This is a genomic window from Edwardsiella sp. A.80236 (genome assembly GCF_044540725.1).
Lineage (GTDB): Bacteria > Pseudomonadota > Gammaproteobacteria > Enterobacterales > Enterobacteriaceae > Edwardsiella > Edwardsiella tarda.
In genome coordinates this window covers 79,944-97,823 of record NZ_JBIUCY010000007.1, presented here as the reverse complement: position 1 = coordinate 97,823, position 17,880 = coordinate 79,944, and the positions used below count along the sequence as shown (strand labels likewise).

General features: G+C 54.1%; 12 protein-coding genes, 1 tRNA gene and 1 pseudogene. 6 read left to right on the top strand and 8 right to left on the bottom strand.

The window, feature by feature from the left end:
• Positions 1 to 63: 63 nt before the first annotated feature.
• From ACEQFP_RS08210 to pagP, 5 genes are all read right to left on the bottom strand, one after another.
• Positions 64 to 2,508 (bottom strand): glycogen/starch/alpha-glucan phosphorylase, encoded by a 2,445-nt coding sequence (locus ACEQFP_RS08210; protein WP_068871762.1) that lies wholly within the window; start codon positions 2,506 to 2,508, stop codon positions 64 to 66.
• A 138-nt stretch (positions 2,509 to 2,646) separates the two neighbouring features.
• Positions 2,647 to 3,078, bottom strand: a complete 432-nt coding sequence (locus ACEQFP_RS08205) for an ATP-binding protein (protein ID WP_068871760.1) — start codon at positions 3,076 to 3,078, stop codon at positions 2,647 to 2,649.
• A gap of 9 nt (positions 3,079 to 3,087) precedes the next feature.
• A complete protein-coding gene (locus ACEQFP_RS08200; protein ID WP_035598160.1) occupies positions 3,088 to 3,426 on the bottom strand; it encodes an STAS domain-containing protein in 339 nt (112 codons plus the stop codon).
• A complete protein-coding gene (locus ACEQFP_RS08195; RefSeq protein WP_005289261.1) occupies positions 3,423 to 4,691 on the bottom strand; it encodes a PP2C family protein-serine/threonine phosphatase in 1,269 nt (422 codons plus the stop codon). The genes ACEQFP_RS08200 and ACEQFP_RS08195 overlap by 4 nt, the downstream gene beginning before the upstream one ends.
• Positions 4,692 to 4,822: 131 nt before the next feature.
• Positions 4,823 to 5,371, bottom strand: a complete 549-nt coding sequence (pagP, locus tag ACEQFP_RS08190; RefSeq protein ID WP_098142942.1) for a lipid IV(A) palmitoyltransferase PagP — start codon at positions 5,369 to 5,371, stop codon at positions 4,823 to 4,825.
• Positions 5,372 to 5,842: 471 nt separating this feature from the next.
• Here pagP and gss point away from each other — a divergent pair, with 471 nt between their 5' ends.
• Complete coding sequence (gss, locus tag ACEQFP_RS08185; RefSeq protein WP_098143514.1) at positions 5,843 to 7,720, top strand: bifunctional glutathionylspermidine amidase/synthase; 1,878 nt, start codon at positions 5,843 to 5,845, stop codon at positions 7,718 to 7,720.
• A 99-nt stretch (positions 7,721 to 7,819) separates the two neighbouring features.
• Here the strand turns inward: gss and ACEQFP_RS08180 are convergent, their stop codons facing one another.
• Positions 7,820 to 8,152: an HdeA/HdeB family chaperone gene (locus ACEQFP_RS08180; RefSeq protein WP_068871757.1), complete on the bottom strand. Its 333-nt coding sequence runs from the start codon at positions 8,150 to 8,152 to the stop codon at positions 7,820 to 7,822.
• A 506-nt stretch (positions 8,153 to 8,658) separates the two neighbouring features.
• Positions 8,659 to 9,924: a chloride channel protein gene (locus ACEQFP_RS08175; protein ID WP_370547243.1), complete on the bottom strand. Its 1,266-nt coding sequence runs from the start codon at positions 9,922 to 9,924 to the stop codon at positions 8,659 to 8,661.
• 463 nt (positions 9,925 to 10,387) lie between these two features.
• Between ACEQFP_RS08175 and ACEQFP_RS08170 the strand changes: the two genes are divergently transcribed.
• From ACEQFP_RS08170 to ACEQFP_RS08150, 5 genes and pseudogenes are all read left to right on the top strand, one after another.
• A complete protein-coding gene (locus ACEQFP_RS08170) occupies positions 10,388 to 12,061 on the top strand; it encodes a YadA C-terminal domain-containing protein (RefSeq protein WP_370547242.1) in 1,674 nt (557 codons plus the stop codon).
• A gap of 366 nt (positions 12,062 to 12,427) precedes the next feature.
• Positions 12,428 to 14,332, top strand: a complete 1,905-nt coding sequence (locus ACEQFP_RS08165; RefSeq protein WP_068871750.1) for a methyl-accepting chemotaxis protein — start codon at positions 12,428 to 12,430, stop codon at positions 14,330 to 14,332.
• 783 nt (positions 14,333 to 15,115) lie between these two features.
• Entirely contained in the window at positions 15,116 to 16,261 is a 1,146-nt protein-coding gene (locus ACEQFP_RS08160; RefSeq protein ID WP_370547240.1) for a YadA C-terminal domain-containing protein, read from the top strand.
• A gap of 156 nt (positions 16,262 to 16,417) precedes the next feature.
• Positions 16,418 to 16,966 (top strand): LuxR family transcriptional regulator, encoded by a 549-nt coding sequence (locus ACEQFP_RS08155; protein WP_074428752.1) that lies wholly within the window; start codon positions 16,418 to 16,420, stop codon positions 16,964 to 16,966.
• Between the two features lie 405 nt (positions 16,967 to 17,371).
• A pseudogene (locus ACEQFP_RS08150) lies at positions 17,372 to 17,723 on the top strand (hypothetical protein).
• A gap of 76 nt (positions 17,724 to 17,799) precedes the next feature.
• Here the strand turns inward: ACEQFP_RS08150 and ACEQFP_RS08145 are convergent.
• Positions 17,800 to 17,876: transfer RNA gene (locus ACEQFP_RS08145), tRNA-OTHER, on the bottom strand.
• Positions 17,877 to 17,880 lie beyond the last annotated feature (4 nt).

Below are 17,880 nucleotides of genomic sequence, written 5' to 3'. Positions count from 1 at the left end.
CGAGATCCAAGCAAACAACAGGGCGCCCCTCGGCGCCCTGTTCTCCTTACGCCATCGACGAACTCAGCGCTGAGACACGCAATGCCAGATGTCGCGGCAATAACCCTCGATGGTGTAATCGCTCGAAAAGCCCCCCATCTGACTCATCCCCTGTAGCGTGCGACGATACCACTCCCGATGCTGGCTGAAGTCGCTCTGCGCCTGTTGTTGAGCCTGACGATAGCCCTCGAAGTCGACCAGATGCATATAGTAATCCGTGGCGGTCAGCATCTCGTATAGCGGCCGGAAGCGCGTTCGATCGGCGCACAGTTCGCCGGAGATCAGTGTATCGATCGCCGCTTGGAGCGCGGGCTGCTGCCGCAGTACCTCATAAGGGCGGTAGCCTTGTGCCTTCAATTCGGCGATCTGCAGGGTGTCGTGGCCGAACAGATAAAAGTTCTCGGCCCCCACGGCCTCGCGGATCTCGATATTGGCGCCGTCCAACGTCCCGATCAGCAACGCCCCGTTCATGGCGAACTTCATGTTGCTGGTGCCGGAGGCTTCGGTGCCGGCCATGGAGATCTGTTCCGACAGATCGCAGGCCGGGATCAAGCGTTCGGCCAGCGAGACGCTGTAATCCTCCAGGAAAATCACCCGGATCACCCCATTGACCCGAGGCAACTGACTGATGCGTCGAGCCACGCAGTTGACCAGCTGTAAGATGAGCTTGGCCAGGGTGTAACGCGGCGCCGCCTTCCCCGCGAAGAAGTAGATCTTCGGCGTCGCCAGCTCCGCCCCCTCCTGAATACGCTGGTATTGATAGATGATGTGCAGCACGTTGAGTAGCTGACGCTTGTATTCGTGGAAACGCTTGGCGTGGACGTCAAACATCGCCAGCGGATCGAGCGCCAGACGGTAGCGGCGGTAGACCTCGTTGCTCAGCGCCAGCTTATTGTCGCTCTTGATACGGCGAATGCGATCCACCACCTGATCGTCTGCGCAATAGGCCGACAACGCCGTCAGGCGGCGGGGATCATCCAGCCAATCCGGCCCGATCAGCTCGGTGAAAAGCGCCGCCAGACGCGGGTTCGCCAAATGCAGCCAGCGCCGATGCGAGATGCCATTGGTCTGGTTAACAAACTTCTCCGGTGATAGACGACTAAATTGCGGCAACAGCAGGTCACGAACCAACGCCGAATGAATCGCGGAGACGCCGTTGACCCGGTGGCTCCCCAGGGTCGCTAGGTTGACCATCCGCAGGCGCTTCTCCCCACTCTCATCGATCAACGACAAGCGCGGCAGCAGGCGGGCCATCTCATCGGGATAGCCACGGCTGACCGCGGTCAGGAAGCGGTGGTTAATCTCATAGATCAATTGCAGATGGCGCGGTAGCAAACGCTCCACCAGCGGCAGCGACCAGCACTCCAAGGCTTCCGCCATCAGAGTATGGTTGGTGAAGGAGCAGGTGCGGCAGGTCAACGACCAGGCCTCATCCCAGCCGATGCGGTACTCGTCGACCAGCACACGCATCAGCTCGACCACGATCAGCGCCGGATGGGTATCGTTGATATGCACCGCCGCCCAGGTGGACAACTGATGAATGTCGTCGTGTTCGGCGAAAAAGTCATGCAACAGATCGCGTACGGTGCAGGCCACCAGGAAATACTCTTGGGTGAGGCGCAACTCCTTACCGCTGAGGATCTCGTCGGAGGGATAGAGGATCTTGGAGATATTCTCGCTGCTGATCTTCTCCCCGACCGCCTGCAGGTAATCGCCCTGATTGAAGATGGCGATGTCGAAGGAGTCGGATGCGGCGGCGTGATACAGCCGCAGGCGATTGACCCCCTTGCCCTCGCCGCCACTGACATAGTAGTCGTTCGGGATCCCCAGCAACACCTTCCACTCCAACCACATCGGGTTGTAGTTTCCCTGGGCATCGAAGCCGTGTTCGATGCGGCCATAGATCGGAATCAGCATGCTCTGAGTCTGATGCTGCACCATCCAGGGCGAGGCGGTGGCGTGCCACTCATCCGGTTTCTCGATCTGTTGATCGTTGATGATCAATTGGCGGAACAGGCCATACTCATACTTGATGCCGTGGCCGCTGGCGGCGACATCCAGGGTGGCTAACGAATCCATAAAGCAGGCGGCCAGACGCCCCAAGCCACCGTTGCCCAGCGCCGCATCCGGCTCGCTATCAAACAACGCCTCCAGATCCTGCCCCTCGGCCGCCAACGCCGCCTGCGCCGTCGCGTACAACCCAAGATTCTGCAGATTGAAACGCAACGACTGGCCGATCAGAAACTCCATCGACAGGTAATAGATCCGTTTACGCTGTTGCTGGCAGTGACGTTGATAGGTCTGGCAGTAGGCGTCATACAGGCGATCCCGCACCACCAGCGCCAAGGCATTGAACCAATCGCGCGTGTTGGCCGCCGCCGCCTCGATGCCTAAACGATGGCGCAATGCATCGACCACCTGACGTTGCATCTGGCTTTCACTGCTTTCGGCTACTTCAGAATAGGACATAAGCCGCCCCTCGGTAATTACGGCGAGATCCGCCCTTGGCCCGGCGGCCTGACGCCGTCCTGCGACCGCTTCGACCGCGCCACGACGAGACGACACGGGCCCCTTCGCCCCGTCGATCGCCGACTTCGGCCGCCCGACTCACGACTGCCGACGCGGCAGCACATACTTAATCAAACGTTGTTCGTTCCCCATGCCACTCGGACGATAACGATACTCGTCGGTCATCTGCCGGATCAGCAGTATTCCCATCCCATGCTCCGGCCAACTCTGTGGATCGTCGCGTTGTGGATCGGGCGCCATCGGCTGCAACGCCGCCGCCGGGATCGGGCGGCCACGATCGAGCAACACCACCTCCAGGTAACGCGGCTTACGCGCCAGCGTCACCCGTACCGGATGCGCCCCACACTGACCATGGCGCACGATGTTGCTAAAGGCCTCGTTGGCGGCCAATTCGAGTTGAAACAACGCATCCGGCGGCGCACCCTGAAAAAACTCCTGCAACGCCGCCCCCAACAGAGCCAGGCTCTCCAGGTTGGCCGCCAGCGGAAAGGAGTAGCTACGCAGCTTCATCGCGCCGCCTCAGGTATGAGGGCGCGCCAGCGCCTGCTGCCGATCGGCGCCGATGTGAAAGACCCGATCCATGCGTGTAATGCGAAACATGCCGAGGATATTGTCATTTAGGCCACACAAACGCAGATCGCCGCGATTATTCAATAACTTCAACAATGAGACTAACGCCCCCAGGCAGCTACTATCGATAAAATCCACCTGGCTAAAGTCGAGCAGTAACTGGTGATGCCCCTGCTCGATCAGCGACACCACCTCCTGGCGAAAGACCCCGGCCACCGAGGCATCCAAACGGCGAATCAAGGGCGCAACCACGGTCACCCCTTCCCACTCTTCCACGGCAATATTCATACGCGCTCCTCCCGCGAGGCGCCTGAGGCGGCGCAACGGGTAATCATCAACAAGGAAATATCATCGGCAAACGGCTGACGCGGCATCGCCGCCTCAGGGCTATGCCACTGCGCCAGCGCCTCGGCCAACGTCGCCAAGGCCTCGGGGACCGTCGCCCGCCGCTGCGCCTGCAATAGCTGGCACAGGCGCGCCTCGCCAAACTGCTCGCCCTGCGGGCTATAGCATTCGCTAATGCCGTCACTGTACAGACAGAGGCGGTCGCCCGGCGCCAGGGTCAACGCCTGCTCCTCATAGGTTGCCCAGTCGAATAAACCGATCGGCAAACCGCCATCACCGACGCGACGCAGCCCGCCCTCCGCCTGCAACCAGAGTGGCGTCGGATGCCCGGCCTGACACAAGCGCAGCCGCCCGTCTCGGGTATCCAGCACCCCATAGATCAGGGTGAAATAACGCACGATGCCATCATCCTGCTGCTCCAGACAGAAGCGGCGATTTAACTCCCCGGCGACGGCCTGTGGCGGTGCCGGGCTGGCATCCTGCGCGCTAAACAATAGGCTGTGCGTCAATAAGGCGCTGTTAAACTCGCGCGCGACCGACTGCGCCAGCATCGCGGCGCTGACACCGTGACCGGCCACATCCACGCAATAAAATCCCAGATGATGGGTATCCAACATGAAGTAGTTCAGCAGATCGCCGGACACATAGGTCGAAGGCAGGAACAACCAGTCAGCATGGACGCCGTTGAGGATCTGATCGTGACCAGGCAGCAGGCTACGCTGCATGGCGGCGGCGGCTTGAAGGTCGGACTCGATCTGTTGGTAGGCGTGCGCCAGGGTGGCGTTGCGGGCCGCCAGGGTACTCTCCAATGAGATGATGCGCTGCGCGGCATGTAAGCGGCTCCGCAACTGTCCTTGATTGAGGGGTTTGGTCAGGAAATCATCGGCGCCGGCCTCCATCCCCGCTACCAGATCCTCGCTCGACTGGCGAATGGTCAGCAGGATCAGGTAGACATAATGGCCATAATCCCGGGCGCGAATGGCACGGCACAGCGTGGCACCATCCATCAGCGGCATCTCCCAGTCGCTGATCACGATGTGGACCTGGTGGCGCGCCAAACAGGCCAGAGCCTGCTCGCCATCCTCCGCCTCGATCACTCGGTAGTGCCAACGCGCCAGGATCGTCGCTAACAGGCGACGATAGCCCGGCGAATCATCCACGATCAATACCGTGTCGGCCAGCAAGGAGTTCTCTGCCACCACGCCCATCCTCCGGGCCACGCCCGTTATCAGCTCTCAGCGGATTCCCTGTAGCAAAGATAGATAACAACCCAGCGACACACCAAGTTTTGCCGCGGATTTTCTCTGTCAACGACCCGGCCGGTGTAGCCTAGCCGAGATTAAAACTGAAAGCGTAGCCAGGCGAAATAGACGTTACCGTTATTGTAGGTACCTGGAATGTAGGTCATTTGCATCGTCACCGGTCCATAGCCCAACGAGGCCATCGGCAACACCACCGGAATGGGGATGTATTTCCAATTATCGCGCATGGTGACCCCCAGGGTATAACCCGCCCCCCAGTGGAAGTCCGAGCCGTCGATCGGCCGCCAGGTCGCCTCCCAGCCATAGCCCCCGATCGGCTCCCACTTGTTAAACGAGTCCTTGAACGCCATCAGATACAGGCCATGCCAGTTCCCCTTCTCGTCCCAGCGCGACTGGCCGAAACCCGCGCCCCATGGCCGCTCGTTGTAACTGTCGATCTTCTCGCGACTGTAGGCGAAACGGGCATGCCAGGTAATCGCGGGGAGATAAAAATCATAATGTTGCGGTTGCTGCCAGGTCTGAACCACATTATCGCGCAGGGTATCCAATACGCTCGGCGATGCCGCAGACGCCCCCCAGGCGGAAAACGCGCAGAGCGAGGCCAGCGCGGAAATATAGCGATGCATTTTCACGATAGTGATTTCTCACGAATGTACGGTATGAGTTATAGGCTAGTCAGCCTAACGATATTAAGCTGAACAATTCACTAACGCGCTTTCACTATCAGACAATTCTCCAAGATATATTTCTCCGGTTCTGCTTAGCGCATAGTGAGAATTACGGCCAAGGATTGGCCCCCCTAATCCGAAAGAGGGATAAGGCGGGGGGAAATACTCAGACGCGCGAGAAAATAGCGCCAAGAAAAGTAAAGGGAATTGAGCGCGAGTGCCCGACGCCGCGCCGGGATAACCAGCCATCGATGCCGCGTCTTAAACCATAAACACCATGCAATGCGCTGCCTTAGCTCGCCGCCGTTACTGCCCGGCGAGTTAGTGCTATGATGAATTCACCTCTGCCTGACGGGGAAAAAAACCGAGTATCGCGTCTATTTTTTAACCACCCGTCAGCTCCAGCAGCGTTATATTGAGGTCAGGATCATGAGCGTAGATACACACCACAATGACGCCCCTTTCGGTACCCTGCTTGGCTATGCGCCGGGTGGCGTCGCAATTTATTCTTCCGACTATAGCACGCTGGATCCCCGGGTTTACCCGGATGAAGCCTCCCTGCGCAGCTACATCGACGACGAGTATATGGGCCACAAGTGGCAATGCGTCGAGTTTGCCCGCCGTTTTTTATTTATTAACTATGGCGTCGTCTTTACCGATGTCGGCATGGCCTACGAAATCTTCTCTCTGCGCTTTCTGCGCCAGGTGGTTAACGACAATCTCCTGCCACTGTACGCGTTCGCCAACGGCTCACCACGCCCACCGGTCGCGGGAGCGCTGCTGATCTGGCAGAAAGGCGGTGAGTTCAAGGGTACCGGTCACGTCGCGGTGATCACACAACTGCGTGGCGACAAGGTCAGGATCGCCGAGCAGAATGTCATTCATGCTCCGCTGCCGCCGGGACAACAGTGGACGCGAGAGCTCACGCTACGCCTCGACGATGGCCGCTACACCATCCAAGACACCTTCGACGATACCGAAATCCTCGGTTGGATGATCCACACCGATGACGCACGCGACAGCCTGCCTCAACCGACCTTGGCTCCCGAGGCGTTGGCGATCCATGCCGCCCAGCGTCACGATGGCTCTCTCTTCGACGGCCACTGGCTGAACGAGCGTGACCCCGTGGAACAAAGCTATGTCCAGGCCAACCAAGGGCATGTCATCAACCAGGACCCCAGCCAATACTTCACCATCTCGGAAAGCGCCGAGCAGGAGCTGATCAAGGCGACCAACGAGTTACACCTGATGTATCTGCACGCGACGGACAAAGTATTACGCGACGACAGCCTGCTGGAATTGTTCGACATTCCGAAGATCCTCTGGCCACGGCTACGCCTCTCCTGGCAACAACGCCGCCACTGCATGATCACCGGGCGTCTCGACTTCTGCATGGATGAGCGCGGGCTGAAGGTCTACGAATACAACGCGGACTCCGCCTCCTGCCATACCGAGGCCGGATTGATCCTGCAACACTGGGCCGAGCGGGGCAACGGCGTCGAGGGGTATAACCCAGGCGAGGATCTGCTCAATGAGTTAGCGGGAGCCTGGCGCCACAGCCACGCGCGGCCATTCGTCCACATCATGCAGGATGAGGACGAAGAGGAGAGCTACCACGCCCTATTTATGCAACGGGCGCTGAGCCAAGCCGGTTTCGAGAGCAAGATCGTCAAGGGACTGAACGCCCTACGCTGGGATAACACCGGTCAATTGATCGATGATGAGGGACGCCTGGTCAACTGCGTCTGGAAGACCTGGGCCTGGGAAACGGCCATCGAGCAGGTACGCGAAGTCAGCGATGCCGAGTACGCCGCCGTGCCGATCCGCACCGGTAAACCGGAGAAACAGGTGCGGTTGATCGACGTGCTGCTACGCCCGGAAATCATGGTATTCGAGCCGCTCTGGACGGTGATCCCCGGCAACAAGGCCATCCTACCGATCCTCTGGTCGCTGTTCCCCCATCACCGTTACCTGTTGAACACCGACTTCACCCCCAACGAGGCATTAACCCAGAGTGGCTATGCGGTCAAACCGATCGGCGGGCGTTGCGGTAGCAACATCGATCTGGTGAGCCGCCATGAGGAGGTGCTCGACACCACCAGTGGGAAATTCCACGATCAGAAAAATATCTACCAACAACTCTGGTGCCTGCCACGCGTGGCGGATAAGCATATTCAGGTCTGTACCTTTACCGTCGGCGGGAGTTACGGCGGTGCCTGCCTGCGCTCCGACAGTTCGCTGGTGATCAAGAAAGAGAGCGATATCGAACCCTTAGTCGTGCTCAACGATAGTGAGTTCTTGCGCTAAGTAAGTACGCAGCCCGCCGTCCATGCGGCGGGCGACAGTAAAATAATAACGGCCCAGCGCGTGCCGGGCCGTTATTATTGCGAGAATACGATCAGCGCTTTATTCGCTGATCAGATCTTGAATCTGATTACGGAATTCGACGATCTTTTTACCCGGCTGTTCCTTACAAATCTTCACCACTTTCGGCACCATGACAGTCTGGATCTTCTGCCAATCAACATAGTCACCACCCTTGTATTGGCGATCCTGATTGACGACCCATACCATTACCGGCGTCATCGCCTTGGGATTCATCTGAGTAAACTCATGACAGGTCATGGTTTCTGGCGTCGTTACGGTAGTCATGGTTGGCTCTTGAGCAAAGGCACTACCAGCCAGCCCCAGTGTCAATGCTAATGCGGAAGCGCCGAGAAATGTCGTTTTAGCTTTCATCGTAAACTCCTTAATGAAAATAATATCCGCGTCGGACACGCTCGATATTGACCCGTTAATCATTATCAGTTTTTGCACGTTTGTATAATGAAATTAATGAAAAACATCCTCGCGCGGCGTACAACTTTATTGACAGCATAAATAAAAGCACCCCTACTATCATTATATGATTATAAAATAAAAGCCAATGCGCATTTATTGTATAAAGATAGCGCCTAATTAATTATAAGCTCGAGATAACTACAGTAAGTCAAATAACTCGCCTTAATAAAATAAAACAAAATATTTCCGCCAGATGTCTCATCCCCTTCTCGGCAATAAAAACCCATCAAGGTATAGGCAAGCGTCGATGACCCACGGTACGCACAGCGGCGGCAAACCGTACCTCTCTTGCTTAGCGCCTATCCCAGTAGGCGTGTAGTGTTGCCGCCAGTTTGGACACGGACAGCGCGCAACAACCGGAGCCAGCCGCGGAAAAATACGCACGCGCAGCATACATCGAGCGCTTACCGCTCCAGACAGAGACGCACCATCGTGGCGCCAGAGACAGCCAAGCTCAACGGCAACAAGAAATCCTGAGCGATATGGGTTAATTCGAACATCAAGACCAGGGCGGTTAGCGGCATCCGCATCGAGGCGGATAAGAAGGCCGCCGCCCCCACCACGGCAAAGGCGCCCAACGCCGTGCCCGGAAACCAATGCAACCATAGACTCCCCAAGATACAGGCCAGCAAGGCACCATTGGCTAAGGCGGGCGTCATCAGGCCACCGCGAGCCCCGGCGCGCAAGGCGGCATACTGTACCGCCACCTTAGCGACCAGCAACAGGGCGGCCAGGGCGATGCCGACATCGCTGTTAAAACTGAGCCAGGTCGCCCCCTTGCCGTTCCCCGGCAAGGCCGGCAGCCACAGGGTTAATAAGGCTAGCAACAGGAAAGCCAGCAGATTATCGCGCACCAGGCGGCCATCCCGCGCTGAATGGGACTCCGCCAGGCGCCCCAAGCGAGCGAAGACGACCCCCGCATAACCCAATAGGGGACCGAAGAGCAGCGACCAGAGCAGTAAACTCGCGGTCACCGGGTAGGCGGGAAAATGGTACTGATACTCGTCGCCCAGGCCGAAGCGAGCCACCTCGGTCGCGATGGCGCTACAGGCCAATGCCGGCAGCACGGCCCTCGCCCGCCAAGTACGCAGCAGGACCTCCAAGGTAAACAACGCGCCAGCCAACGGCACGTTATACACCGCCGCCAGCCCTGCGCCCGCACCACAGGCGATCAGGGTACGCGTCTGCCCCGCGCCGATCCCCAGCCAGCTGGCCAGACGCGCCGCCCCCAGCGCCCCCATCTCACGTGGCGCCGACTCTCGCCCTAACGGCGAACCCATCCCGACGGTAACCACCTGCAAGATGGCGTGTAGCACACTCTCCCACCCCGGCATACGTTGGGCCGGGCGCTGAAGCGCCGCCCTCACGCCCACCAAGGGGCGGCCATAACGGTACAACGCATACCAGCCAACCCCTGCGACCACCCCCGCCGTCATCAATGCCACAAAGCGGCGTCCCGGCGTGGCGGCACTCACCCCTTGCAAGAAGGACTCCTCGCTGATCACCGCATGGAGGCTGTAGCCATAGGCCAGATGCTGCACGCTATGCAGCAGTAAGGCTACCAGCCATCCGGCCAGGCCGGCGACCACGCCGATCGCCAACATCGCCACGGCCTCACGGCTGGCGACGGCCACACGTTTAGATTGCAAGGGGGAGGAAGGCTTCTGCACGTCTCACTGCACCGATACGCTAACATTCGGTGACAATAACACATCACAGCGAATCTTCGGCCGCCCGCCATGGCGCGAAATTGTTATCGTTTCTTACCTGGGCAAGATGACACGCCATAAGGCTCATCGACGGCATCACCACCAGGGAAGCGTAACAACGTGGTGCGCGCCATCGTTCCCACCCCCATCGCTATTTTTAGTCACGTCAGAGCGTCAGCCCCGGACAAATATTGTGGTCACCTGAATAAACGCTCTTAATAAAAATATCATAGCAATCTTTAAATCGAATCAATAAAGTAAAATAAAAAAATATAATAAAGAGGAGATAATACGATTAATTAATACATGCATAAAATAAATTATTCAATAATAGTCTTTATTGATATTCTTTTCCCGGCAATATCACTGCCCCCATCCAAGATATTAGGTCCCCGATTGGAATATAATATAAGGATATTACAATATGAAACGCCACACCCTTGCTGCGCTGATTTCATCGCTATTTGTCCTCAGCAGCGCTTATGGCTATGCCGCCTCCGAGACGCCCTCCGTTGACGCGGCATCCACCGAGAGCCCGTCGGCCTCACCAGCAACCACTCCCGCAACGTTAAGCGCGGCCGAACTGGCGGCGTTTGCCAAGGCACTGCCACAGATAGGTACTGATCTTATCCAAGCACATGCCAAGGAAACGCTCCAAACCGCACTGCAGACATCCATTCAGCAGTCATTAACGGCACCGACCTATTTTCGTAAAGAGATAGCCAAAATCATTGAGGCCAACGACAATGTGGAAAATTTACGAAATGCATTGAAGGACCAACGATTCAGTGATTACATATTAACGCCAGCGTCAGAATACAAACGCCAATTCGATAAAGTCAAAGCTGTAGAGAACTACGTGGGCTATATGAGTTCGGTTTCTCAATCCGCAGCAGATCAGGCAGCTATCGCCGTATTACAGGCGATGGCCACTGCTAATCAACAAGATTTTTTCTCTAACATCACGTTGTATAATACCCTGACAACGGATCAAGCCCGCGCGCGTCAACTCTATGACACGCTGCATACTTACACCTCGGCACATATGGCGGGGTATAACTTTGGTAAATTCGCGGAACAGGCGCTTAGCAATCCTTCGACTATCGACTCCCAGTTGGAAAACCTGCCCCAAACGGTCCTTCTACCCGCCTATCAAAGGAATGTGATCGGCTTATTAGCCTCGCTCAAACAAGCCGATGTCAGCGTCAATTCTTCACTAGTCACATCCATTAGTGGGGTTACCCAAAACGCGCAACAATATATGACGCAATATTTAGCTTATCTCGCCGACAATCATATCACCGAGCAGCTCAATGGCGCCGCCTTGGTCGCCGCCGTGCAAGAGAATATCCAAGGGATAGAGAACAGCCAACAGGCGCTTGCCCAACTGCAACAGGCGCATCAGGCCGACCTTGCCGCTGCCAATATCTTCACCCTCGGTGCCGCCAACGCGGTCAAGGAGGCGAATGAGGCTAGCATCGCAACGCTCAACCAGTCCCTGCAAGACAATCAACACGCAGAGCAACAGGCGCGTCAGGCCGACCTAACGACAGCCCATATCTTCGCTCTCGGCGCCGCCAATGAGGTGAAGAAGACGAATGAGGCTAGCATCGCCGCCGCCGCCGATGCGGTGAAGAAGGCGAATGATACAGCCATTAGCGAGGCCAAGAAGACATTACGTCAAGAGCAAGAAAATACGCTAGCGGTAAACTTGATGGCACTAGGAGAGCTAAAAAGGGTACAGGATAATACGAATACCAGTAGTAGTGACGCCTTTAACGCCGCCCTGAATGACAGCAAGCGCGAATTGAGCGCCGCTATCCAGGCAAATAGTCACTCCCTAAGCCGGCGCATCGATGATAATCGCAAGAAAGCAGCCGCGGGTATCGCCGGCGTGGCAGCGATGAGCAATATCCCCATTCCCTATACTGAAGGTTCCTTCACCGTCGGTGTCGGCGTTGGCTACTACGATAGCCAGAGCGCCGGTGCCATTGGGATCGGCAAGGGCTTCGAGAACGGCTTGGCCATCAAAGCCTCCGCCTCCTTCGCTACCGACAGCAACGTTGCCATCGGTGGAGGCGCCTCCTGGAGCTTCTGAGTTATCCCACCTTCCCGGCTCACGCCGGGAAGGTGCTTTCCCTCGCGCCTGTGATGCCCGCTATCCTTGCTGAGCTCCGTGCCAGAATTTAATTCCACCAAGAATAATTTCCATGGCAATATTTAATTCCTGTCAGGCATACTTTATCTAGCCTGCCGATATGGGCAGGAATAATAAACGGCAGTTCCCGCGCGCAATCAGTTTTAACCTCGCAAGGCAATGGGGCAGGAAAAGAATATTATCATCTAAAAATGACTTTCTTATTTAAAGATCGTCACGCCGCTCACGCCATTAAAAAAATGAATTAAAGGAATAGTAAAAAGTGCCGTTGTAAGCGCTACCCCCATAAAAAAGAGATAGCGCATCATGACCTGGAAAAATACGCAGGGAAGGATCGTCCTGTTATTCATTAGTTTTTTTATTGTGTTGATCGTTGTCAGCAATATCATTATCAAGCTATTCATCTCACCTCAACTGGTCGAAACCGAAGTCAGAAATATCAAGGTTAGCGCTGAGGCACAAAGCGATATCATTAAAGAGCAGATGAACCGGGTAAAGGCGCAACAACGCGCTATCACCGAGTTGGTCGGCAACCTCCCCAGTGAACAACTCGATCACCTATTACCTCCGCTGATTAATCAATATGGCGACAGTAATATTTTTGGCGGTGGCATCTGGCCGCTACCCGGAAAACGCGATCCGGCTAAAGAACGCTTCAGCACCTTCTATGCCCGTGACGCCAGCGGTGTACTCCAGCTCAATAGCGTATGGAATCAGCCCACCTCCCAGAAATATTGGCAACAGAGTTGGTATCTGGCGGGATTAAACGCGCCCGCCGGCGAATGCGCCTGGGCCAATGCCTACCAGGATGCGGCGAGCTCACAGCCAAGAACCAACTGCGCCATGGCGATAAGTAAAAATGGCCAGCCTTGGGGTGTCTCGACCATCGATGTGACCTTGGGATTCTTTAATCAACTCGCCCAACAGATGAGCAAGACGATTGACGGCACGGTGTTGATCGTCGAGGCCGATGGCAAAATCATCGGCGACGGCACCCCCAATGCCGAACACGCTACACTGGCTAACTTGCGCGATCTCTCCCTACCATTGGCGACACCGCTACTGACGCTACTCAGGCAAGAGAGCAAGGGGGAGGGGGAGAGGCAAGGCGAATACCAGGGGGAGGATGGGCGTCATTCACTCTTCCTGCTCCCCATCGCCGGGACGCCTTGGTATTTGGCGGTCGACGTCACGAATCGCCTCTTAGAGCATCACTCCTTCGAGGTGCTGAGCCAACTGGCCATCATACAGGGGGTGATGGGGGTGATCATCGTACTCATCCTGATGGCCATCATTCGTAACGTCTTTGCTAACGTGACTCTGCTGAATAACAATATTAAGGCGCTCTCCAGCGGAGGAGCCGACCTGACGCGTCGACTCGCCGCCAGCCGTAGCCCTGAATTCAATCAGGTGGTCGATAGCTTTAATGCGTTTATCAGTTTCCTCCATCACCTGATGCGCCAAGTGGAACAAAGCGCCTTGGCCATCTCCAGCGCCTCACGCCAAATAGCCGGGGGGAATATCGATCTCTCCTCACGCACCGAGGAACAATCTGCCGCCATCGTCGAAACCGCCGCCTCGATGGAGGAGTTAACCGGTACCGTACGCCTGAATGCCAACAATGCCCAACAGGCTCATCAGTTGGCCACCCAGGCCACCACTGCCGCCAAGGCGGGCACCGCCGTGGTGAATGAGGTCGTCACCACCATGGGGCACATCAGCCACTCCTCAGCAGAAATCGTCGAGATCATCGCCGTCATCGATGGCATCGCCTTCCAGACCAATATCCTGGCCCTTAACGCCGCAGTCGAGGCGGCACGAGCGGGAGAACATGGTCGAGGCTTCGCCGTGGTCGCCAGCGAAGTCCGCGCCTTGGCGCAACGCAGCGCCCAGTCGGCACAGGAGATCAAGAAACTGATCGAAACGTCCGTCAGCAACATTGGGCAAGGCAGCGATCTGGTTCGTCAAGCGGGCGACAGCATGCATGCCTTGGCGCAGAAGGTAGAAGGCGTCAACCTGCTGATCTCGGAGATCAGCCACTCCAGCGATGAACAGAGCCGTGGCATCGAACAGATCAACGTCGCCATCACCCAAATGGACAGCACTACCCAGCAGAATGCCGTGTTAGTGGAAGAGGTCGCAACCGCCGCGCAATCCATGGAGGAACAGACCGTGCAATTGGCACAGGTTGTCCGCAGCTTCAAGCTCTAACCCCGCCGCTCCCGCCTTACCGCGATTCACTGACGGTAAGGCGGATAAAAACGCTCTGCGTGGCGGCCACACAGAGCGGAAGGTTCACGACGACAATATTGCCCACGACAGAATTATCTCATGTGTGTCGAGGCAAAACCGCCTCCAGCCAACCCTGAATAGTAAAATAGTTAATTCGACAATGACCACAAGCTAATAACCAAAAATCAAAAAATCAGTCATACATCCCCCATTAATGACGACACCTATACCAAAAAAATATTTTATTTTTTATTAAAGCATTTTAATCCAAGTTTATTAACGCGCCGTTAGTTATAATAATGATTGATAATTAATATGAAGAAAACCTGTCTTATATCAATATAATAGAATGAGAAATATCTTATTTTCCAACCATAATTACATTTTGTTTCATTTATTTCTTATTGATTTAACTGGAGTTTTCTTAATAGAATTAGAAGCTAACCCTTCTTAGATTTAAGAAAGTTATCCTGAATTTACATAATTACCACCCAGCTTCATGGCATAATATGCTGAATTTTCCAAATTACATTATCTATTTTCCTATTTCCTTGTTACTTCTTATTGTTTTGATCTCCACCTTATTTAATTGATCAACAATTCAGCAATGCGTAAAAATAGCAAACAGACAGTAAGATTAATTAATTGCCACACCTCCATTTAGTCACCAAGCAGAAACGCTCAGACTTCCTTGAGGCGGATGGAAATTAATCCTGGTGTTAAAAAGTAATGAGGTGAAACTAATTTAGGATAGAGATAACGATGATGCAAAGAAAACGCATAAGCTATGCTATAGGCTCAATATTATTACTTGGCACTTCTGTCTCCGCATCTGCATGTAATCCACTGAAGGCTAAATGCATCATAGGGTTATTACCCGTCAGTCACAATGAACTAAATAAGATTCATCAATCCATTGAGCGTGATATGGTTGCCACGGGTAAAGCCACCCTAACCCGCGCGCAGCACTATACCGATAACGAAATCAGCCAGGCGAAAAACGACACGAAGAACTATACCGATCAACAGGTCACCACGGCTCAAGGAGCCGCACAAGATTATACCGATCGCATCCATCAATCCATTGAGCGCGATATAGTTACTGCGGGTAAAGTCACCCTAACCCGCGCGCAGCACTATACCAATAACGAAATCAGCCAGGCGAAAAACGACACGAAGAATTATACCGATCAACAGGTCACCACGGCTCAAGGGGCCGCACAAGATTATACCGATCGCATCCATCAATCCATTGAGCACGATATGATTACCGCAGGTAACGTCACCCTAACCCGCGCGCAGCACTATACCGATAACGAAATCAGCCAGGCGAAAAACGACGCGAAGAGCTATACCGATCAGGGCGATAAGCTCACATTGACACAGGCAAATCATTATACTGATAGTAAAATCGCGGATGCGCACGATAATGTGAAGAAATACAGTGAACAATTAAACCAAGCAGAGTCCTCGGCTCGTCTTCATGCTGATCAAGCGGAGGTTTTAGCCAGAAACGAAGGAGATCAAAAAGAACAGGCTGCTCGTCTAGATGGCGATCAAAAGGAACAAAGAGCAAGAGCTCAAGCCGACTATGCAGAAACGATTGCTCGGGCTAACGGAGATAAACAAACGCTAGCTTCAGCCAATCGTTATACTGATGAAAAGATTAACCATACGGAAAGCCGACTCAATGCTGGGATTGCCGCTGTCACGGCAATATCATCTATCCCTTACGTTCACGGAAATACATTTTCTTATGGGGTAGGCATTGGTAATTACCGCAATGGTAATGCGGCCGCGCTAGGGATTCAGTATAGAATCACGAATAACCTCAACGCGCGGATTAATGCCTCCTGGGACTCCTCTCATAATACTGCACTGGGCTTCGGTTTAGCGGCAGGTTGGTAAGTCATCGAGCTCACCGCGCCTAGTTTATTATAGCAAATGGAATATAGGTTATTAATATGGTGCTATTACAACTCTACACTCACGCGACTAAAAGTATAGCAGTGCCACTTATATATCTCACACCAAACCCCGTAAGTTTTCAGCCTTGGTGAAACAATGATAGGCGTAACAGTCTATACGGATAACAATCTACTCGCTGAATGTATTTGTAAGTTTCTCCATCATATCCATGACAACGTAAATGTCATGGCGTATCAACCATTACAACTGTTAAGGCGTGACGGCGAAGCGATAATTTTCAATTTAATCAGGAGTGATAATGATGTCATATCGACGATTAACTTCCTAAATAGATATAAAGTGAGACTATCAAGGATGAAAGTTTCCTTAATCGCGCCCAATAAATTAAGAGTTTTATGCATAGAGCTGTCATTATTTAAGGTTAGCCATTTACTTACAGAAAGATCAACAGCCAGTGATTACCACCGCTGTATTTATCACAACACTATGGATACTACGCCTTACCAACACATTTTAAGCGCAAGAGAAAGAATGGTCTTAACCATGCTATTGCAAGAGCATAGCCCAAGCCATATTGCTGAAAGGTTAAGCATATCGTATAAAACAGTATGCGCACACAAATTAAACATAATGAGAAAACTACAGATAAAACGTATAAGTAGTATATTTACCAATTGCTCATAGCGTTCCCCCCTACGACTAGCCAATAATAAATAAAACAACACGCTATAACAGCTAGGGATTTATTTCCCCAACAGGGCGACACCCACACTCAGCGCGTGTTAATAATTTTATTGAATAAGCAAAACGTTTACTGATTGACTCTATTAGGGAATATCGCTAATGCCCCCTCCATCGACCAACTTATGGGATTGACCTTTGCACTTCGTGACCATCGATCTGATGGGCATTGAGCTTCATTGGGGGTATCGTTTTCATTGAACCCAGGATGCCACCAGATTGTTTTGCGTGCCCACTTTGAGTATGAAAAACGAGCAGCGATCAGAGGGAAGGAGACATCACCCCACTATGATGACCCCCTTTCTTATTGCAGGATAGATGTATCCCACATTAAGGAGAGCCCCAGCCATGAAAATGACCAGTCGCAAAAAAGAGATACTCAGTTTCTTTGAGCCAGCAAACCGCGAATGGGTATCCAGTGAAATTGGCCCGCCTCCGCTTGATGTCTCCGGTATGACCTACCTCCTACACCTCGGCGCAGATACACGTAAAAAAGAACACCACTGAGTCTGTACACTGAACCCTAGAAGGAGTGGTTAAAGATGGCCTATTAGAGTGCGTTGATTCACACGAACGCCGGGATGACTGGACGCAGGATGGCAGTGATATCGGCGTGTGGTGCGTTGTCGCACGTTATAGGTTTCCTGGGCGCCGAGTCACCCATGATACAAGCGGCTCGGAGAAGGCGATTATTGCGTAGTTAGCGCAACCGAGGCAGGGGATGCACAGCAAGATACACCGGGATCCCCTTACATCGCCGAAGACCGTGCTAAAGGTGGTCCGCCACCGAGGCCTCGAACCTCGCACCTACAACCTCAAGGTTATCGGCTCTACCAGACTGAGCTAGTGGCGGATAG